The organism is Solibacillus kalamii (assembly GCF_002174535.1).
In the GTDB taxonomy this organism is placed as follows: Bacteria; Bacillota; Bacilli; order Bacillales_A; family Planococcaceae; genus Solibacillus; species Solibacillus silvestris.
This window is the reverse complement of record NZ_NHNT01000012.1, coordinates 37,206-56,605: the sequence shown is the minus strand read 5'-3', so window position 1 is coordinate 56,605 and position 19,400 is coordinate 37,206. Positions and strand designations below refer to the sequence as shown.

At 39.8% G+C, this 19,400-nt stretch carries 21 protein-coding genes; 20 read left to right on the top strand and 1 reads right to left on the bottom strand.

Going from position 1 to position 19,400, the window contains the following annotated elements:
* Window positions 1–16: 16 nt before the first annotated feature.
* From CBM15_RS15470 to CBM15_RS15400, 15 genes are all read left to right on the top strand, one after another.
* Entirely contained in the window at window positions 17–787 is a 771-nt protein-coding gene (locus CBM15_RS15470) for a CheR family methyltransferase (RefSeq protein WP_014824305.1), read from the top strand.
* Window positions 788–1,052: 265 nt separating this feature from the next.
* Window positions 1,053–2,234, top strand: coding sequence for a chorismate synthase (gene aroC, locus CBM15_RS15465; protein WP_087618200.1), 1,182 nt, complete (start codon window positions 1,053–1,055; stop codon window positions 2,232–2,234).
* A 1-nt stretch (window position 2,235) separates the two neighbouring features.
* Window positions 2,236–3,321 carry a 3-dehydroquinate synthase gene (aroB, locus tag CBM15_RS15460; protein ID WP_087618199.1) on the top strand — a complete coding sequence of 362 codons (1,086 nt, stop codon included), beginning with the start codon at window positions 2,236–2,238 and terminating at the stop codon, window positions 3,319–3,321.
* 2 nt (window positions 3,322–3,323) lie between these two features.
* Window positions 3,324–3,686, top strand: a complete 363-nt coding sequence (gene aroH, locus CBM15_RS15455) for a chorismate mutase (protein ID WP_087618198.1) — start codon at window positions 3,324–3,326, stop codon at window positions 3,684–3,686.
* A 25-nt stretch (window positions 3,687–3,711) separates the two neighbouring features.
* Complete coding sequence (hisC, locus tag CBM15_RS15450) at window positions 3,712–4,812, top strand: histidinol-phosphate transaminase (protein WP_008404904.1); 1,101 nt, start codon at window positions 3,712–3,714, stop codon at window positions 4,810–4,812.
* Entirely contained in the window at window positions 4,809–5,906 is a 1,098-nt protein-coding gene (locus tag CBM15_RS15445; RefSeq protein ID WP_087618197.1) for a prephenate dehydrogenase, read from the top strand. The genes hisC and CBM15_RS15445 overlap by 4 nt, the downstream gene beginning before the upstream one ends.
* Window positions 5,907–5,918: 12 nt before the next feature.
* Complete coding sequence (aroA, locus tag CBM15_RS15440) at window positions 5,919–7,205, top strand: 3-phosphoshikimate 1-carboxyvinyltransferase (RefSeq protein ID WP_087618196.1); 1,287 nt, start codon at window positions 5,919–5,921, stop codon at window positions 7,203–7,205.
* 151 nt (window positions 7,206–7,356) lie between these two features.
* A complete protein-coding gene (locus CBM15_RS15435) occupies window positions 7,357–8,601 on the top strand; it encodes a tetratricopeptide repeat protein (protein ID WP_087618195.1) in 1,245 nt (414 codons plus the stop codon).
* Between the two features lie 15 nt (window positions 8,602–8,616).
* Window positions 8,617–9,165, top strand: a complete 549-nt coding sequence (locus CBM15_RS15430) for a ReoY family proteolytic degradation factor (protein ID WP_087618259.1) — start codon at window positions 8,617–8,619, stop codon at window positions 9,163–9,165.
* A 71-nt stretch (window positions 9,166–9,236) separates the two neighbouring features.
* Entirely contained in the window at window positions 9,237–9,680 is a 444-nt protein-coding gene (locus CBM15_RS15425; protein ID WP_087618194.1) for a YpiF family protein, read from the top strand.
* A gap of 175 nt (window positions 9,681–9,855) precedes the next feature.
* The gene (locus tag CBM15_RS15420) at window positions 9,856–10,362 is read left to right on the top strand and encodes a Rieske (2Fe-2S) protein (RefSeq protein ID WP_087618193.1); all 507 of its coding nucleotides are present in this window, start codon (window positions 9,856–9,858) and stop codon (window positions 10,360–10,362) included.
* 22 nt (window positions 10,363–10,384) lie between these two features.
* A complete protein-coding gene (gene qcrB / locus CBM15_RS15415; protein ID WP_008404891.1) occupies window positions 10,385–11,059 on the top strand; it encodes a menaquinol-cytochrome c reductase cytochrome b subunit in 675 nt (224 codons plus the stop codon).
* A 39-nt stretch (window positions 11,060–11,098) separates the two neighbouring features.
* Window positions 11,099–11,893 carry a menaquinol-cytochrome c reductase cytochrome b/c subunit gene (locus CBM15_RS15410; protein WP_087618192.1) on the top strand — a complete coding sequence of 265 codons (795 nt, stop codon included), beginning with the start codon at window positions 11,099–11,101 and terminating at the stop codon, window positions 11,891–11,893.
* A gap of 181 nt (window positions 11,894–12,074) precedes the next feature.
* The gene (lhaT, locus tag CBM15_RS15405) at window positions 12,075–12,674 is read left to right on the top strand and encodes a lipoprotein heptaprenylglyceryl N-acetyltransferase LhaT (protein ID WP_087618191.1); all 600 of its coding nucleotides are present in this window, start codon (window positions 12,075–12,077) and stop codon (window positions 12,672–12,674) included.
* Window positions 12,675–12,723: 49 nt separating this feature from the next.
* Window positions 12,724–13,404, top strand: coding sequence for a zinc metallopeptidase (locus tag CBM15_RS15400; RefSeq protein WP_008404887.1), 681 nt, complete (start codon window positions 12,724–12,726; stop codon window positions 13,402–13,404).
* 126 nt (window positions 13,405–13,530) lie between these two features.
* On the opposite strand, the gene CBM15_RS15395 is transcribed toward CBM15_RS15400, so the two are convergent.
* Window positions 13,531–14,397 carry a YitT family protein gene (locus CBM15_RS15395; protein WP_008404884.1) on the bottom strand — a complete coding sequence of 289 codons (867 nt, stop codon included), beginning with the start codon at window positions 14,395–14,397 and terminating at the stop codon, window positions 13,531–13,533.
* Between the two features lie 189 nt (window positions 14,398–14,586).
* Between CBM15_RS15395 and dapB the strand changes: the two genes are divergently transcribed.
* From dapB to CBM15_RS15370, 5 genes are all read left to right on the top strand, one after another.
* Window positions 14,587–15,384 (top strand): 4-hydroxy-tetrahydrodipicolinate reductase, encoded by a 798-nt coding sequence (gene dapB / locus CBM15_RS15390; protein WP_087618190.1) that lies wholly within the window; start codon window positions 14,587–14,589, stop codon window positions 15,382–15,384.
* A gap of 16 nt (window positions 15,385–15,400) precedes the next feature.
* The gene (mgsA, locus tag CBM15_RS15385) at window positions 15,401–15,805 is read left to right on the top strand and encodes a methylglyoxal synthase (RefSeq protein WP_087618189.1); all 405 of its coding nucleotides are present in this window, start codon (window positions 15,401–15,403) and stop codon (window positions 15,803–15,805) included.
* A gap of 84 nt (window positions 15,806–15,889) precedes the next feature.
* Window positions 15,890–17,062, top strand: coding sequence for an N-acetyl-alpha-D-glucosaminyl L-malate synthase BshA (gene bshA, locus CBM15_RS15380; protein ID WP_087618188.1), 1,173 nt, complete (start codon window positions 15,890–15,892; stop codon window positions 17,060–17,062).
* A complete protein-coding gene (locus CBM15_RS15375; RefSeq protein ID WP_239835865.1) occupies window positions 17,022–18,191 on the top strand; it encodes a CCA tRNA nucleotidyltransferase in 1,170 nt (389 codons plus the stop codon). Before bshA ends, CBM15_RS15375 begins: the two co-directional genes overlap by 41 nt.
* Window positions 18,169–19,155 carry a biotin--[acetyl-CoA-carboxylase] ligase gene (locus CBM15_RS15370; RefSeq protein ID WP_087618187.1) on the top strand — a complete coding sequence of 329 codons (987 nt, stop codon included), beginning with the start codon at window positions 18,169–18,171 and terminating at the stop codon, window positions 19,153–19,155. The genes CBM15_RS15375 and CBM15_RS15370 overlap by 23 nt, the downstream gene beginning before the upstream one ends.
* Window positions 19,156–19,400: the final 245 nt, after the last annotated feature.

The following is a 19,400-nucleotide window of genomic DNA, read 5'->3' as shown; positions in this document are numbered from 1 at the left end:
AGGGGAAAGATGAATAATGTCAGATTATGTACAATTTATTGATGGCATTAAGCGCAAAACGGGCATTGATTTAGCCCTTTATAAAGAAGCGCAAATGAAACGTCGGTTAACATCATTATATGAAAAAAAGGGATATCGGGACTTTGTTGATTTTTATAATGCATTGATAAAAGACCGTGAACTGATGAATGAATTTTTGGATCGCATGACAATAAACGTTTCAGAGTTTTACCGGAACGGAAAACGGTGGGAAGTATTACAAAATAAAATTTTCCCTTTACTGCTGCAATCTAACAAACGTCTGAAAATATGGAGCGCTGCTTGTTCAACTGGAGAAGAGCCGTATAGTTTGGCGATGGTGCTGTCCCACCACTTACCGTTATCCCAAGTGAATATACTGGCAACGGATTTGGATGAAAATGTTATCCAAAAGGCGAAGTTGGGCCTTTACCCGGAACGGTCTCTTGCAGAAGTGCCAAAACCTGTTCAGTCAAAATATTTCACCCAAGAAGGTCCGTTTTACAAAGTGAAAGATGAGATTAAGCGTACAGTTAATTTTAAGAAACATAATTTACTAAATGATCCTTATGAATCGAATTTTGATTTGATTGTTTGCCGGAATGTGATGATTTATTTCACTGAAGAAGCGAAAGATCAGATCTATGCAAACTTCAGTAAAGCATTGCGTCCAGGTGGCATTTTATTTGTAGGGTCAACAGAGCAGATATTTAATCCTGCAAAATATGATTTTGAAGTTGAAGATACATTTTTTTACCGTAAAAAATAATAGTACAATAATAGATGCTCTGTCGAACGTAGAAGCTTAAGTTGAGATATACTTTAAAAAGCTATATATGAATGCGCTTTTCGGATAATAGAGCGAAAAGCGTATTTTTGTTTCTTTTTGCTGAAAAATGTGGCGTTTTTTAGTTGGAACGTTCAGAATATTCTAAAATAGCTTGTTTAATAGCGGAAACAGTACTGTTATTTAATTTGAAATATGTTATAGTGAAAAATACATACTTTAGCGAGTTGAAGGGAGAAAGTGTTTAATGCGTTATTTAACAGCAGGTGAGTCACACGGACCACAATTAACAACAATTATCGAGGGGTTGCCTTCATTACTTCCAGTAACAGCAGAAAAAATAAATTATGATTTAAAACGTCGTCAAGGTGGTCACGGTCGTGGTCGTCGCATGCAAATTGAGACAGATACAGTGGAAATTGTATCAGGAGTCCGTCACGGGCAAACATTAGGCTCACCAGTCGCATTAGTCGTAACAAATGATGACTGGAAACACTGGACAAAAATTATGGGTGCGGCCGAGTTGCCGGAAGATATCGATCCATCTGAAATTAAACGTCAAATTTCACGTCCACGTCCAGGTCATGCTGATCTAGTCGGAGGAATGAAATACGGTCACCGTGATTTACGGAATGTACTGGAGCGTTCAAGTGCACGTGAAACGACAGTACGTGTTGCAGTTGGTTCTGTGGCAAAAGCGTTGTTAAACGAGCTTGGGATTTCGATTGTTTCTCATGTTACGGAAATTGTAGGTATTAAAGCAGACAGCAGTTTATTAGAAGGAAAAACAGCAGATGAAATCCGTTCAATTATTGAAAACGACCCATGTTACTGTATTGATCCGGAAGCTTCGGCAAAAATGGTTACAGCTATTGATGAAGCGAAGAAGGCGGGGGATTCAATCGGCGGTGTTGTAGAAGTCATTGTAGAAGGCTTACCTGCTGGAATCGGTTCTTATGTACATTATGATCGTAAGTTGGATGCAAAGCTGGCATCAGCAATGCTAAGTATTAATGCATTTAAAGGTGTCGAGTTTGGGATCGGTTTTGAAATGGCGCGCAAAAAAGGATCGGAAGTACACGATGAAATTTTATGGGATGAAGAAAAAGGCTATACGCGAGCAACAAATCGTTTAGGCGGTTTGGAAGGTGGTATGACGACAGGAATGCCGATTGTCGTACGAGGTGTAATGAAGCCAATTCCAACATTATATAAACCGTTGCAAAGTGTGGACATTGAAACAAAAGAGCCGTTTAAAGCAAGTGTCGAGCGTTCTGACAGCTGTGCAGTACCTGCAGCATCAATCGTTGCGGAACATGTTATTGCCTGGGAAATTGCAAATGCAATTGTTGAGCAGTTCCATAGTGACCAATTACCACAATTAAAGGCGCAGTTAGATGAAATGCGTCAGTACACGAAGGAGTATTAATATGGAGATTCCGGTAAAAACTCCTTCACACTCATATGCTGTAACGATTGGGAAAGGGATATTACGTGAAGCTTTAACAGCACAGCATGATTTGTTTACTAAAGCCGATAAAATCATCGTATTGACTGACGAAAATGTTTGGACAGCACAGCAAAGCTATTTTGAAGCGAATTTCCCTTATATATTCGAAGTACATGTCATGCCTGCAGGGGAAAAGTGTAAAAGCTTTGAAAACTACAATGAGGTCCAAACATATTTACTTAAGCAAAAGTGTACTAGAAAATCACTCATTATTGCGTTCGGCGGTGGTGCAGTCGGTGATTTAGCCGGTTTTGTTGCAGCCACTTATATGCGGGGTATTCCGTTTATCCAAATGCCGACAACAATTTTGGCGCATGATTCAGCTGTTGGCGGAAAGACAGCCATCAATCATGAATTAGGGAAAAATATGATCGGTGCATTTTACCAGCCGGAAGCCGTAATTTTCGATATAACATTCTTACATAGCCTATCCGAAAAAGAAGTGCGCTCAGGGATGGCAGAAGTAATTAAGCATGCTCTGATTTCCGATGCACAATGGGTGGAAGAGCTGCTGGAAGGCGATCATGTTACGGAACTTCCGGAAGATCTATTGGCGAATTATTTGGCGCATGGCATTCAAGTGAAAGCGACTATTGTTGAGCAGGATGAAACAGAACAGTCTGTCAGAAAGTATCTTAACTTAGGCCATACTTACGGACATGCAATTGAAGCAGCTGCAGGCTATGGACGTGTCGCCCATGGGGAAGCTGTTATGATCGGCCTTATTTTTTCACTTTTATTAAGTGAGAAATTCGGAAAAGTAAATCATCAATTTACAAAGCGCTTTTTGCATTTTGCAATGGAAAATGGCTATCCGTTTGAAGCTGTTCGGGAATTTACATTTGAACAACTGACTGAATATTTACTGAAAGACAAAAAAGCAGACTACGGTCAATTGCAGTTCGTACTGCTTGAAACAATCGGACAGCCATTTGTCCAAAAAGTTGAACTTGAACAATGCAGAGAAATTGATCGTCAACTAAGAGCATTATTAGCGGAGGTGTAGCAATGATTCGTGGAATTCGCGGCGCAATTACGATTGTTGAAGATAAAGCCGAGTATGTATGGGGAGAAACGGCAAGACTTGTGAAAGAAGTTGCGAAACAAAATAAGATTGAACCGGAAGATATTGCCTCTGTGACAATTTCTACAACACCGGATATTCATTCAGCCTTTCCTGCCAAATCGGTACGGACGATGCCAGGATGGCAGTATGTACCGATTATGTGTATGCATGAAATGGATGTGCCGGGTGCATTGCCATTATGTATTCGCGTATTACTACATGTAAATACAGATACGCCACAAAATGAAATCCATCATGTATATTTAGAAGATGCGGTAAAGTTAAGACCAGATTTAGTGAAATAATTGCAAGTTAGAGGAGACGTTGAAGATGAAGTGGAAACAACAGTTATTTGGAATGAAAGCTTACCAACCGGGTAAACCGATCGAGGAAGTAAAGAAGCTTTTCGGATTAGATGAAGTCGTGAAGCTTGCTTCAAATGAAAATCCCTTTGGCAGCTCACCAAAAGTAAAACAATTTTTACAAAAAGATGAGTCCAATCATGCAATTTATCCAGATGGCTATGCACAAAGCTTACGTACATCGTTGGCGAATTTTTATGGTGTTGCCGAAAATGAACTTATTTTAGGGAATGGATCAGATGACTTAATCGCAATTATTACCCGTGCATTACTATATCCGGGTGTGAATACAGTCATGGCAGACCTGTCATTTTCTCAATACTGGCATAATGCAGAGATTGAAGGTGCAGAAGTGCGTAAAGTACCATTGAAAAATGGTGTCCATGATTTAGAAGCAATGCTAGAAGCAATTGATGAGAAAACATCGGTTGTTTGGGTATGTAATCCGAACAATCCGACAGGAACAATCGTATCGGATGACACATTAAGTGCCTTCTTGGCAAAAGTGCCTAAGGATGTTTTTGTAGTATTGGATGAAGCATATGTGGAATACATTAACGATGCCTCTTATAAAGATACATTGCATTATTTCCGTGACTACCCGAACTTAATTTTACTGCGCACATTCTCAAAAGCGTATGGATTGGCATCTTTCCGTGTCGGTTACGGAATTGCGCAGGCTGATATTATTGCGAAGCTTGATCCTGTGCGTGCGCCGTTCAACAATACGATCCTAAGTCAGCAAGTTGCGCAAATCGCTCTTCAGGACCAGGAATACATTGCCAGCTGCCGTGAAGCAAATGAAATCGGCAAAAAGCAGTTTGTAGAGTTCTGCAAGCAGCACGGTTTAAATTATTTCCCTTCACAAACAAACTTTGTGATGTTTGAAGTGAAGGCTCCGAGTAATGTAGTATTTGAAGAAATGATGAAGCGCGGATTTATTATCCGAAGCGGTGCAGCACTAGGATTGGAAGGGTATATTCGGGTGACAATCGGTACGGAAGCTCAAAATGCGAGATTTTTACAATTGCTTGGAGAAGTCTTAAATGAGCAAGGAGTACTTGCATGACACGAAATGTCTTCGTAATCGGACTAGGGTTAATTGGTGGATCTGTAGCGATGGCTCTGCAGAAGGCACCACATACAAAAGTGTTCGGCTATGATGCTCATGAACAAACACGACAATTAGCAGACACATTACAAGTCGTTCATGAAGTAGTTAAAAATCCTGCAGAGTTTGCAAAAGAAGCAGACGTAATTATATTCGGTACACCGGTTAATATCACACTCGATTTTATGGACCAGTTAAAGTCATGGGAATTAAAACGCAATGTCATTATTACAGATACAGGCAGTACGAAAGCGAAAATAATGGAAAAAGCATTAGAGCTGAGACAAATGGGCATTACATTTATCGGTGGGCACCCGATGGCAGGTTCCCATAAAAGCGGTATTACAGCAGCGAAGCCGTATTTACTGGAAAATGCCTACTATATGCTGACTCCTCATGAAGGAGAAGAACTTGAAAAGCTTGCGGCACTGGACGACCTGCTAAAATTTACGCTCGGTAAAATGGTCGTTGTCGATGCAAAGGTACATGATCATATGACGGCTGTTGTCAGCCATTTCCCTCATATTATCGCGGCATCTTTAGTACATCAGCTAAATAGTGAAAAACAGACTTATCCGATGACCTCTTCGTTAGCTGCCGGGGGCTTCCGTGATATTACACGTATTGCTTCCTCAAACCCTGCTTTATGGCGTGACATTACAATGCAAAACAAGCAGGAACTAGTCGGTCAGCTTGATAATTGGCTTACAGAAATGCAGCGAGTACGCAATTTATTAGCTGAAGGCGATGCGAAAGCAATCGAAAATTACTTCAGTGAAGCGCGTGATGTCCGGGACAGCTTGCCAGTCGCAAACGGTGCCTTATATATGCCGTATGATTTATATGTCGATATCCCGGATTATCCAGGGGTCATTTCAGAAGTGACAGGCTTATTGGCAGAAAACAATATTAGTATTACAAATATACGTATCGTTGAAACACGTGTCGATGTTTTCGGTATTTTAGTCATTAGTTTCCAGACAAACGAAGATCGGGAACGTGCTGCACAATGCATTGCACACAAGGCGAAGTTCGATACTTATATTTCTTAAAGGGGGGTTCATATGAGTACAACATTACAATATAGTCAACCGTCATTACAGGGAGATATTACAGTACCAGGTGATAAATCTGTCTCGCATCGCTCGGTTATGTTCGGCTCCATTGCAGAAGGAAAAACGACTGTCAGCGGCTTCTTATTAGGAGAAGATTGTCTGCGCACAATTGACTGCTTCCAGAAGCTTGGGGTAGACATTGAAGTGAACGGGACAGATGTAACGATTAACAGTCCAGGAATCGATGGTTGGACAGAACCGAAAGAAGTGCTTTACACAGGAAATTCCGGTACGACAACGCGTTTAATGTTAGGACTGTTATCCGGCACGAAATTACATACGATCATGACAGGTGACGCATCGATTGGTAAGCGTCCAATGCGCCGTGTTGCAGATCCATTGCGCTTAATGGGTGCGCAAATAGCCGGACGAGACAATGGTCAGTATACGCCACTTGCCATTCAGGGTGGACCGTTAAAAGCAATTGACTACAAAATGCCTGTTGCAAGTGCCCAAGTGAAATCAGCTATTTTACTTGCCGGTATCCGTGCAGAAGGTACAACGGTTGTACGTGAGGAAGAGATTTCACGTGACCATACAGAACGTATGCTGCGACAGTTCGGTGCAACAGTAACAGTTGAGGATGGTGTCGTGTCATTGCAAGGTGGCCAAACACTGTCGGGGACACATGTAAATGTGCCTGGTGATATTTCCTCGGCTGCATTTTTCCTTGTTGCTGGTGCAATCGCGAAAAATAGCCGAATTGTTCTAAAAAATGTGGGGGTCAATGAGACACGTGACGGCATTTTGGAAGTGCTTCAAAAGATGGGTGCGAAAATGTCGGTAGTAATCGATGACGAGAATGCGGCTGAACCAACTGCTACAATCACGATAGAAACTTCCGATCTAAAAGGAACGACAGTCGAAGGGGCTATAATTCCACGCTTAATCGATGAAATTCCGATTATTGCGCTGCTTGCCACACAATCAGCCGGTAAAACGATCATTAAAGACGCGGAAGAACTTAAAGTGAAAGAAACAAACCGTATAGATGCCGTTGTCAATGAATTAAAGAAACTGGGCGCAAATATTGAAGCAACAGATGACGGTATGGTAATCGAGGGTTCAACACCTTTACATGGTGGAAGTTTAAAAACATATGGTGATCACCGAATCGGGATGATGGGGGCAATCGCTGCCCTTATTGCGGACGGAGAAGTGGAATTGGATGATGCGGACTGTATCGCTGTTTCCTACCCAACTTTTTTTGACCATATCAATAATATTTTAAAATAATGATTTGCGGAGATGTAAAAAGAACTCACTTTTTACATCTCTTTTTCACTTTGCAAGATGAATTTATAAAACATCCAGATTCTTTTTCTTGTGATGCATTGCTTCGTCATGTAGCATAATATTGAGAACAAAAGAAAAAGGTGAACTACACATGGAACTATTACTACAAGCGATTCAAGAAGGAAATTTAGAGGAGATTAACCGACTTCTTGAATCTTTTTTAATGGATGCTGAACCCGCAGCACAATATGAAGTAGCTGAAGCACTTATGCATTACGGATTTTTAAATGAAGCAGATCGCGTATTTGAGCATTTGCAATTTTTATTTCCTGAGGAAGCGCAAATTTCAATCGACCGTGCAAGTGTCCTAATTGAGCTAGGTGAAGAGGATAATGCCCTTGATTTATTAATGGGGATAGATGATGATGCACCTGAATATCCTCAAGCACTGTTAGTATTGGCCGACTATTATCAGATGCAGGGATTATTTGAAGTGGCGGAACAACGAATTAATGATGCGCTGCAAATTTTACCGCATGAACCTTTACTGCAATTTGCAAAAGCAGAATTATTATTTGAAACAGGACGTTTTACTGAGGCTGTTCGAATTTATGAGGAGCTTTATGCAATTGATAAAAAGTTTGCCGGTATAATTTTAGCCCAACGTCTAGCGGAAGTTTACCGTGCAGGTGCAGGTTATGAAACGGCCCTGGATTATTATATGGAAGCACTTGAAGAAGAAGTTACAGCAGATTTACTGTTTGGCTCGGCTTATGCAGCCTTCCAGACGGAAAAATATGAGCTTGCTATAAAACAATTGGAAGATTTAAAAGAGTTGGACCCTGACTATTTCGCTGCTTATTTACTGCTGGCGGAAAGTTATGCAATGCTCGAGGATAATGAGCGTGCTTTAAAAGTGATTAAAGAAGGTCTTAAACGAGATGAATACGATAAATCCCTCTATTTATTTGCGGGGAAAATGGCGATAAAAAATGGCAAACAACAAGAAGCAGTAGAGTTTTTAAGTGAGGCTATTGCCTTGGATCCAGAATATATGGAAGCAATTTTAGTATTAATGTCTGTTTACAATACAGAACAACGCTATGAAGAAATTATTTCACTATATGAACAATTGCATCAAAATGAGTTCGAATGGGTCGCTTTATATCCATTTGTGGCCAATGCTTATAATGAAGAAGAACTGTTCGAAAAAGCATACGAAATTTATAAAGAGGCATATAATGAATTTAACGATGATGTTGAATTTTTAGAGAAGTACTTCCTGTTTTTAGTTGAGGACGGCAAGCGTGATGAAGCAAAACAAATTGCAGAGCGACTTGTCCAATTACAGCCTTCTGAACAGCAATGGACTGATTTATTAGAACGCTTTGAGTAAAGGGAGGATTGCATGTTGACATATTCCGTACCACTGAATGACAAAAAGTTGTTTATCAGGTGGTTTTTAAAAAATTTCCAGTTAAAAAGACGTGAAGGTGTATGGATTTTAAATTACTTACTAAGTAATGATGACTTGTTGCAAAACGTTCACTTTGTTGATGAAGCACATTATTGCCCGCGCTCCATTGTTATGTCGACAATTGAGACGACGAGCATCCCATTCCGATTTTATAAAGAAAATATTATGACATCCGATGCTGAAAAAGCATTCCATGATTTACGTATTAACGCTCATGAAGCAATTTATTTTCAGCTGAATTTTCCTAATGTACCGCCTGATCCTCTGTATTTGGCGGTACTGGAGGAGAATCCTTATGTACCAGCTGATATCTTTATAAGTGAAAAAGACCGTCTAGCAGCAGAGCGTTTGCTGGAAAATAGTGTTCTAGAATTCCAGGAACAGCAACTATTGAAAGAAATTGATGAAGCGCTGGATTCGGGAAATAAAGAGCGTTTTTTCGAGTTATCTAATTTATTGCAAGCATTAAAGCATACGAAGTAATTTTGAACTTTATTAAAAAAATTACTTCTTTCCTATTTTCAGAAGTTATATATGTACTAGGAGGAAAGAATATGAACTTTATTGTAAAAGATGTAGAGCAGTTTCAGGCACAAAAGCAGTTTATAGATACGGCGATTGTCCCGCTCGTACATTTGGATTTTTCGGATCAAGGAATGAAGCAGAGCAGTTCTGCTTCAGAATATTTAATGACGTTGACGAATTTCATAGAACAGCAGTTTAAAGGTCGTCTTTTGTTATCCCCCCCCTTTTCATATACGATGGGAACCAAGTCAGATACATTGCCAGCAACATTGGAAAAGGAACTGAAGGAAGCAGGTTTTAAAGCAGTGGTCTTTATTACCTGTGACCATTCATGGACTGAATATAAAGAATATTTAAATATTATTTGGCTTCCGGCTATCCCGCTTGAGTCCATGGATCAAACCGTTAAACAGCGAATTTTGGAAGATCAGTTAAAACAAGTCATCCCAACCTTTACGAAAATGTGGATTTAACGAGCAATTATCTGCAACATTTGTTTCATTAAATGTTCACAAACTACACTTTTGGAAATGAATGCTATATTGACCAACTTATTCAGTTGATATATCATAGATATGTCCTAGTTATTTACTATTTTTAAAAGTATATGTCCGTTGGACTGACCTTTTAGTAAGAGGGGGGAAAAGGATGAGTAGGAATCGAGTTACAAGACGTCAATTTTTAACTTATACAATTACTGGTGTAGGTGGATTTATGGCGGCAGGAATGTTAATGCCAATGGTACGTTTTGCTATTGACCCAATTCTTCAGTCAAAAGAAGATGGAGATTTTGTACAAACAAGCAAAAAAATTGCCGAAATTACAGAAGTTCCAGTTAAAGTGGACTTCTCGTATGAACAGACGGATGGTTGGTACAAATCAGAAGTATCAGATGCTGCTTGGGTTTACAAAGAAGGTGACGAAATCATCGCAATCTCACCTGTATGTAAGCATTTAGGGTGTACTGTAAACTGGGAAGGTAATCCAGAACACGCAAATCAGTTCTTCTGTGCATGTCATGCTGGGCGTTATGAAAAAACAGGTGTAAACGTCAAAGGTACACCACCTCTTGGACCACTGGATATGTATGAAGTGTCAGAAAATGATGGTTTCTTAATGCTTGGGAAAAAAATCGCTAACACACACAGTAAATAAATAAGTTAGGGGGTACGACACAGTGCTAAATAAAATTTATGATTGGGTCGATGAACGTTTAGATATTACTCCTATTTGGCGTGATATTGCCGACCATGAAGTGCCAGAGCACGTTAACCCTGCCCATCACTTTTCAGCATTCGTTTACTGTTTCGGGGGATTAACATTCTTTATTACAGTAATTCAAATTCTATCAGGTATGTTCTTAACGATGTATTATGTACCAGATGTAGAGAATGCTTGGAAATCAGTTTACTATTTACAAAACGAAGTAGCATTCGGTGAAATCGTTCGTGGTATGCACCATTGGGGGGCATCTTTAGTAATTGTCATGATGTTCTTACATACACTTCGTGTATTTTTCACAGGTTCATATAAAAAACCGCGTGAATTAAACTGGTTAGTTGGTGTAGGTATCTTTGCCATTATGTTAGGTTTAGGTTTCACAGGTTATTTATTACCATGGGATATGAAAGCATTATTCGCAACTAAAGTAGGTATCGAAATTGCTGCATCTGTTCCGTTTTTAGGTGAAACGATAAAAATATTATTAGCTGGGGATTCCACGATTATCGGGGCGCAAACTTTAACTCGTTTCTTTGCTATTCATGTATTCTTCTTACCAGCAGCGTTATTTGCTTTATTGGCAGTTCACTTTATTATGATCCGCCGCCAAGGTATTTCAGGACCTCTATGATCCGAAACTAATTGTACTATTTTTTAAGGAGGGGACACTATGCAACGCGGAAAAGGTATGAAGTTCGTAGGTGATTCACGTGTAAAAGCGAATAACCGTATGCCGAACGTGCCAAAAGATTATTCCGAGTATCCGGGGAAAACAGAAGCTTTCTGGCCTGACTTCTTATTAAAAGAATGGATGGTTGGTGCAGTTTTCTTAATCGGTTATTTATTATTAACTGTCGCACATCCTTCACCACTTGAAGGTCCGGCAGATCCAACAAATGCATCGTATATACCGTTACCAGACTGGTACTTCCTATCAATGTACCAACTATTAAAATACTCTTATGCATCTGGTCCATATAACGTAATTGGCGCGATGGTCATTCCAGGTATTGCATTTGGTTCATTAGCATTGGTACCATTTTTAGATAGAACACCTGAACGTCGACCATTTAAACGACCATTACCGACAGCATTTATGTTGTTGGCAATAGCAGCACTTATTTATACAACATGGGAATCTGTTCAGGCTACTAACTGGGAAGCAGTTCATGCTCAAGGTGAAATTACGGATAAACATTTAGGATTGCTTCCGGATGTTGAAGTAGATGAAACGTCCGAAGGTTATGAAATCTATCAGGCCCAAGCTTCATGTATTGGGTGTCATGGTGGAGACCTGGCAGGAGTATCAGGCCCAATGCTTCTCGGCAATGAGTTAACAGCTGAAGAAGTTCAAGAAGTAATTGTGAACGGACGTGGCGGTATGCCTGCCGGAGCATTTACAGGTACAGACGAAGAACTTCAAGTTTTAGCCGAATTTATTGCAGGATTAAAAGAAGCTGAATAATTTTTACACTGGAGAGTCAGAATATTGACTCTCTTTTTAATTTTCATTTAGTTGCAATGTTATAGTGAGCGCTTGCGTATCAATTGAGAACATATATAATTAAAGACGTACAATATTTAGTTTAGTTGCACAGAATACATAATACGGAATGATGAAGAATGAAGGAGAAAAAGGTGAATAAATGAAAGCATATATGATGCAATTATGGTACGTGTTAAACCATCGTGCCTTTTTAACCTTACTGCTTATTATTAACTTGCTTGGTACGATTTACGGCTATTACTGGTACCGAGGGCAGTTGGCAGTAACAGAACCGATTTACTATATATTCGTACCGGATTCGCCCACCGCAAGCTTATTTTTCTGTTTTGCCATTATTGGTTGGCTGATCGGCAGAAATTTTAAATTAATGGAAGTTCTTGCCTTTATCACCTTAATTAAATATGGATTATGGGCAGTTGCGATGAATCTTCTAACATTTGCGGAGAATGGACAGTTGGGAACGGATGGTTGGATGCTCGTGGCCTCACATTTTTTAATGGCTGTACAGGCTGTACTTTATTTACCGAATTACCGATTTAAAATGTGGCACGTGATGGTTGCGGCCATTTGGACATTGCATAACGATATAATCGATTATTTATTTGGGCAAATGCCATTTTACCGAGTCATTTATCAGTATCCGAGCGAGATTGGGTACTTCACTTTTTGGCTTTCTGTGGCCTGCATAATCTTTGCTTTTCTCGAAAGTCGTAAGCGTGAATATTTGCAACAAGACTAGAAAGCCTTTAAAATTAAAGAATAGAAAGAGATAGAAAGGGAGTTCGATAATGGGATTGTATATCATTTATTTTATCATCATTTTGCTGTTACCGTTGTATGCGCAAATGAAGGTAAAGAGTACGTACAAAAAATTTGCTCAAGTTTCAGCTGAAAAAGGGATGACAGGTGCTCAAGTAGCACGTTATATTTTAGATCAACATGGTTTAACAGATGTTCGTGTAGTTCCGACTCAAGGTTATTTAGCTGACCACTATAATCCTGCAACTAAAACGGTTGCCTTGTCTGAAGACAACTACTATAATTCTTCAATCGCCGGTACAGCTGTAGCGGCGCACGAAGTCGGTCACGCAATGCAACATGCGGAGGCTTATTCGTTTTTAACATTACGTTCAAAGTTAGTGCCAGTAGCTAATATTTCATCGAATATGTCTTGGATTTTTGTAATGATCGGTATTTTTGCTTCATCTTCAGGTTTCCTGTTACTAGGTATTGCTTTATTATTAGCAGGTGTTGTTTTCCAAGTTGTAACATTACCGGTAGAGTTCGATGCATCAAAACGTGCGATGAATGAAGTTGTATCTTTAGGTATTATTAACAATACTGAAGAACGCTCAGCACGCAAAGTTTTAAATGCAGCGGCAATGACATACGTTGCAGCAGCAGCTGTAGCAGTAATGGAGCTATTACGTTTAATTCTGATTTACACTGGTATGACTTCGGAAGATTAATCATTAGCGTAAAAAAGTTAGAAAAAAGTCATTTTCTCATTAGGGAAAATGACTTTTTCTTTTGATAATTATTCAAACATTAACCTGAGTATGTCCACTTAAATCACTGTACTTTATAAGAAAGGCCTAATGGATAGGCTGCTTTTTATCATCCAGTGTGAAGCCTTCTCCTGTTACATCGCGGACATCCATGACGGAAACAAATGCATGCGGATCAACGCCGTGGACGATGTTTTTTAACCGGACGAGTTCGTTTCGGCCGATGACACAGTACAGAACATCGCGATGCTCTTTTGTAAAATGCCCATGTCCGTCAAAAACGGTTACGCCGCGGTCCATGTTATTTGTAATTAAGTTTGCGATTTCATCGGACTTAACCGAAATAATAAACGCGCCTTTTGCTGAATAGGCACCTTCCTGCACTAAATCGATGACACGACCGCCGACATAAACGGCTACTAATGTATACATCATCGAGCGGGCATCCAAAAACGTCATCCAGGAAAGAATTATGACAAAGAAATCAAAGCCGAACATCGTTTTACCCATACTCCAACCAAGGTATTTATTTGCCAGTCGGGCTAAAATATCGACCCCGCCAGTTGTCCCACCGAATCGGAACACAATCCCTAAACCGATTCCGACAAATACCCCTGCAAACAACGATACAAGGAATAAATCATCCTGCAAGTTCATATCGACTTCGTAAATTTGAAAGATTTTTAAGAATACCGATACGCTAAGTGTACCGATTATCGTATAGATAAATGATTTTTTCCCTAGTAAACGCCAGCCTAGAATAAACATTGGAATATTTAATAGTAAATTCATTAATGCTGGGTCCCAATTTAGTGTAAAATATAAAATAAGTGTAATACCACTAAATCCACCTTCACCCAGTTGGTTTTGCATATTAAAGTGGACAAAACCGAAACTGAATATTGCGGATCCTATCAGAATTCCGATGATATTCTGTATTTTTATTCCTTGCATAGTAAACCTCCTAAAATCGGTTGAGTAAGAATATATGTGTTGGAGCAGAAAAAAGGTTACATTGTTTATTATGTTTGATTTTGTCGCATTTGACAACAATATGGATGAACGGTTGAATGACGCACCATATTACTCAAAATTAATTAAACAAGGATAAAGCAACTAAAAGTAAAAAGGAGTTATTTTAGTATGACAATTAGAGTAGCAATTGCCGGTGCACGAGGCAAAATGGGTACAGAAGCAGTACATACAATCATGAATAATGACGGGATGGAACTTGTGTCAGCACTCGACTATAAAGAGGTCGGTACATCACTGGGCTTGCTTGAAGAGTTTCCGAATCATTATGAAGTTCCGATTTATACAAATTTTGTTGAGCTTGTGCGTGAGACAAAGCCGGATGTGCTTTTGGATTTAACAAATCCGCTTTGTGTTTATGAACGAACAAAACAGGCACTACTACATAATATACGTCCAGTTGTAGGGACGACAGGTTTTACCGAAGAACAACTTGAAGAACTGCAGCAAATGGCAACCGAAAAACAATTAGGCTGTATTATTGCACCGAACTTCGCGATTGGTGCAATATTAATGATGAAATTTGCGAAAGATGCCGCAAAATATTTCCCGGATGTGGAAATTATCGAAATGCATCATGATCAAAAGCTTGATGCGCCATCTGGTACCGGCATTAAAACAGCGCAAATGATCAGTGAAGTACGAGAGGCGAAAAAGCAAGGGCATCCGGATGAAAGAGAAACACATACTGGTGCAAGAGGCGCAAACTATGACGGAATGCACATCCATTCAGTAAGACTTCCAGGTTTAGTAGCGCACCAGCAAGTACTGTTTGGCAGCACAGGTGAATTATTAACGATTCGTCATGATTCTTTAAATCGCGGAAGCTTTATGAGCGGTGTTACATTTAGTATTGAAGAGGTAATGAAAACCAATACATTAATCTATGGATTAGAGAACATCATTTAGAAATGAGTTGATAATAATGAAAATTGCATTAATAGCACATGACCGGAAAAAGGATAATTTAATTCAGTTTGCGATTGCTTATCGCGATATTTTGAAAGAACATGACCTATATGCGACCGGCACTACGGGCACAATGATTGAAGCAGAAACAGCACTTCCGATTACGAAGTTTCGCTCAGGTCCACTGGGGGGAGATCAGCAAATTGGTGCGATGATCGCAAATAATGATATGGATATGGTATTTTTCTTCCGCGATCCATTGACAGCACAGCCGCATGAACCGGATGTTATGGCGTTAGTGCGGTTATGCGACTTGTATCATATACCGCTTGCGACAAATATGGGGACAGCTGAAATTTTATTAAAAGGGCTTAAGGAAGGTTTTGTTGACTGGCGCATTTTAGAAGAGCGCAGAAAATAAAGAGCCAGTCAATTTTACTTTATAAATGTGTTAAATCATTTTGAAGAAAGTAAAAATCGTATAGTTGAAAGGATGGGGAGCCGAATGAAAAAATTAAAAATTGGTATTACATGTTACCCGACAGTGGGAGGCTCGGGTGTAATTGCAACAGAGCTAGGCAAAATGTTGGCAGAACGAGGACATGAAATTCACTTTATTACATCAAGTGTGCCATTTCGACTTAATAAAATTTATTCAAACGTCTTTTTCCACGAGGTTGAAGTGAATAATTATTCGGTATTTCAATACCCACCATACGATATTGCATTAGCAAGTAAAATGGCTGATGTTATAAAAGAGGAAAAACTCGATTTATTACATGTTCATTATGCGATTCCTCATGCGGTTTGTGCGGTATTGGCCCGTCATATGAGCGGCGAGAACTTTGGTATTGTCACAACACTTCACGGAACAGATATTTCTGTTTTGGGAGAAGATTCTACGCTGGCGCAGGCAATCAAGTATGGAATTGATTGTTCGGATGCAGTGACGACTGTTTCGGAATCGTTAAAACAGCAGACATATGCTTTAATCGATACGAAAAAACCGATTGAGACAATTTATAACTTCGTCGATGAGGATGTATTTAAGCCAGTGGACCCTGGCAATCTAAAAGAGCAATTTGGTATTTTGCCGAATGAAAAAGTAATTATCCATGTGTCGAATTTCCGTAAAATAAAAAATCTGCCGGATGTAGTCGATTCATTCCTGAAGATTCGTGAGCGTATGCCGGCAAAATTATTATTAGTCGGGGATGGCCCGGAAAAGCATCGTGTCACAGATATGGTTAAAGATTCACCTTATACGGATGATGTTTTGTTTTTAGGTAAGCAGGAAAACATTACAGAACTTTTTGCAATCAGTGATTTAAAGTTATTGCTTTCAGAAAAAGAATCATTCGGGCTCGTATTATTGGAAGCGATGGCATGCGGTGTACCAGGTATCGGTACTGCAATCGGCGGGATTCCTGAAGTGATCAATGATGGTGTGAACGGCTATTTGGTACCACTTGGTGATACCCAGGCTGTCGCGGATTATGCGGTCGAACTGCTGCAGGATGAAGAAAAACATCAAGCTTTCAAAGAAGCCGCACTACAATCAGTACGCGAACAGTTCCATCAAACAAAAATGGTTGAACAATATGAACGGATATATGAAAGTGTGGTTGAAAAAAAGAATGATTCCGCAACAATGGCAAGCGGCAAAGGAAGTCATTAAAAAGATTGAACATGCCGGCTTTGAAGCATTTATTGTAGGTGGAGCGGTACGTGATTATTATTTGAAAAAGGAAAATAATGATGTCGATATCGCAACGAGTGCAATGCCTGAAGAAATTCAAACGATCTTTTCACAAACAATTGATGTTGGAATCGCTCACGGGACGGTCATTGTACTGGACTGTGGAGAGCCAATCGAAGTAACAACGTACCGGACAGAGTCTACTTACAGTGATCATCGTCGTCCGGATACTGTCGAATTTGTTCGTAATTTACAAGAAGATTTAAAACGCCGGGATTTTACAATGAATGCGATGGCACTTAGCCAATCGGGAGAGTACATCGATTATTACAATGGCCGCCAACATATCGATAGCAAAGTTATTTGTGCGGTAGGTGAGCCGGATCAGCGTTTTGAAGAAGATGCTCTCCGAATGCTGCGTGCTGTCCGATTTGCTGCACAGCTTCACTTCTCAATCGAGGAAAATACATTCGAAGCAATCCGGCAAAAAGCAGCTTCAATTGAGTATGTCGCAATCGAGCGCATTCAGGTTGAACTTTCAAAGATTTTTATATCTGCTCATGCGTCATTCGGCATTGATTACATGGAAAAAACGACATTGGGCGATTACTTGCATGGCAATTTTACTGCTTCTAATTGGGCACATTATTATTCGGAAGATCGCCAAGTTGGGTGGGCATATTTCTGTTTAGTAAACGGCAGCGATTTATCGTTGCTTACGAAGTATCGCTGTTCAAATAAGGATAAGCTCTTCGTAAAAACAGTTTTGGATGCTTATGAAAGCTTACGCAATGGGATGAGTCTTGTAGATTTGTTACGCTATGATACAATCGTTCTTAAAACGTCCTTCCAGTTTACTATTTGGCAAAATTGCAAACTTGAATTGAGCTACGAAGAATTAGTGGCCAGAAAAAATGCATTGCCAATTCAGCATGTAAATGAGCTTGCGGTTACAGGAAAAGACTTGTTGGACTGGTCCTCAAAAAAACGCGGCAGCTGGATTAAACAGACATTAGATGCAGCAGTAGAAGCGGTCTTAAATGAGGAAGTACAAAATGATAAACAACAATTAAAGGAATGGTTTTATGCATTTCACGATGAAGGATGAAATTTTGAAACGGTTTTTGACTGCGGAAGGAGAACCGATTTCCGGCCAAGTGTTGGCGGATGAGCTGAATGTTTCTCGAACAGCAATATGGAAACATATGCAAACATTGAAGCAGGAAGGCTATGAGTTTGAAACAGTAAAAAAACGCGGGTATAAACTTCTATCTGTACCGGATAAAGTGGATATGGGACAATTGCAGCAATTTTTGACGACGGAACGTTATGGCCGCCAAGTACATTATTATGAAACGGTTGAGTCGACACAGCTTGTTGCGCATGAACTTATCCGAGCTGGTGCACCGGATGGCACGGTTGTCATCGCTGAGCATCAAACAGCAGGGCGAGGGCGGATGATGCGTGAATGGGAATCAACAGAAGGGCAAGGGATTTGGATGACGGTCATCATTCGTCCGGATGTTGCCCCACACCAAGCCCCTCAATTTACCCTAGTCACTGCTGTAGCCATTGTTGAAGCGATGAAGTCCAGTTTTAAAAATTTCACTCCTGAAATCAAATGGCCGAATGATATTTTAATTAACGGCAAAAAAACAACGGGAATTTTGACTGAAATGGTAGCTGAGGCTGATCGTATCCAGGCGTTGTTAATTGGTATTGGCATCAATGTCAATCAGAAGATAGATGATTTTCCTGAACAGTTACAAACGATTGCCACTTCGATTGCGATTGAAGAAGGAGAACCGGTTGAACGTGTACATTTCGTCGCCAATGTGCTTGAATCTTTGGAGAAATACAGTGATGAATACGTGAAAAATGGCTTCGGTCAAATAAAACAGCTCTGGGAACAGTCTTCGGGGACAATCGGAAAGCGTGTAAAAGCAACAACGCTGCGGGAAGTCGTTGAAGGGGAAGCTGTCAGTATCACTGAGAGCGGTGTCCTGGAAATTCGTCAAGCGAACGGGGAAATCAAAGGCATTTACTCTGCGGATATTGAACTTTTACCGTAAAAGCTAAGTAGAAATATTTTTTTACATTAATTATTTATTCTGTACGTTTTCTTCCAAACTTGTTATAGTAGCTTTAGGACAGTATCTTAATAGAACTGTACCTGCAACTGCTAGTCAACATTTAAAAAATCTGCTTTGATCTACACAAGACAGAGACGGAAGAAAACGCGCATAAATGAATTCATTTTATACTTGTAGTTGGATTATTTCCAATTTAAGTATGGAATGTATTGAATTTACGTATG

Bases quoted from the DNA above. Each gene is read 5' to 3' on its own strand.
- CBM15_RS15470 (WP_014824305.1), top strand. From the start codon at position 17: ATGTCAGATTATGTACAATTTATTGATGGCATTAAGCGCAAAACGGGC.
- aroC (WP_087618200.1), top strand. From the start codon at position 1,053: ATGCGTTATTTAACAGCAGGTGAGTCACACGGACCACAATTAACAACA.
- aroB (WP_087618199.1), top strand. From the start codon at position 2,236: ATGGAGATTCCGGTAAAAACTCCTTCACACTCATATGCTGTAACGATT.
- aroH (WP_087618198.1), top strand. From the start codon at position 3,324: ATGATTCGTGGAATTCGCGGCGCAATTACGATTGTTGAAGATAAAGCC.
- hisC (WP_008404904.1), top strand. From the start codon at position 3,712: ATGAAGTGGAAACAACAGTTATTTGGAATGAAAGCTTACCAACCGGGT.
- CBM15_RS15445 (WP_087618197.1), top strand. From the start codon at position 4,809: ATGACACGAAATGTCTTCGTAATCGGACTAGGGTTAATTGGTGGATCT.
- aroA (WP_087618196.1), top strand. From the start codon at position 5,919: ATGAGTACAACATTACAATATAGTCAACCGTCATTACAGGGAGATATT.
- CBM15_RS15435 (WP_087618195.1), top strand. From the start codon at position 7,357: ATGGAACTATTACTACAAGCGATTCAAGAAGGAAATTTAGAGGAGATT.
- CBM15_RS15425 (WP_087618194.1), top strand. From the start codon at position 9,237: ATGAACTTTATTGTAAAAGATGTAGAGCAGTTTCAGGCACAAAAGCAG.
- CBM15_RS15420 (WP_087618193.1), top strand. From the start codon at position 9,856: ATGAGTAGGAATCGAGTTACAAGACGTCAATTTTTAACTTATACAATT.
- CBM15_RS15410 (WP_087618192.1), top strand. From the start codon at position 11,099: ATGCAACGCGGAAAAGGTATGAAGTTCGTAGGTGATTCACGTGTAAAA.
- lhaT (WP_087618191.1), top strand. From the start codon at position 12,075: ATGAAAGCATATATGATGCAATTATGGTACGTGTTAAACCATCGTGCC.
- CBM15_RS15400 (WP_008404887.1), top strand. From the start codon at position 12,724: ATGGGATTGTATATCATTTATTTTATCATCATTTTGCTGTTACCGTTG.
- CBM15_RS15395 (WP_008404884.1), bottom strand. From the start codon at position 14,397: ATGCAAGGAATAAAAATACAGAATATCATCGGAATTCTGATAGGATCC.
- dapB (WP_087618190.1), top strand. From the start codon at position 14,587: ATGACAATTAGAGTAGCAATTGCCGGTGCACGAGGCAAAATGGGTACA.
- mgsA (WP_087618189.1), top strand. From the start codon at position 15,401: ATGAAAATTGCATTAATAGCACATGACCGGAAAAAGGATAATTTAATT.
- bshA (WP_087618188.1), top strand. From the start codon at position 15,890: ATGAAAAAATTAAAAATTGGTATTACATGTTACCCGACAGTGGGAGGC.
- CBM15_RS15375 (WP_239835865.1), top strand. From the start codon at position 17,022: ATGATTCCGCAACAATGGCAAGCGGCAAAGGAAGTCATTAAAAAGATT.
- CBM15_RS15370 (WP_087618187.1), top strand. From the start codon at position 18,169: ATGCATTTCACGATGAAGGATGAAATTTTGAAACGGTTTTTGACTGCG.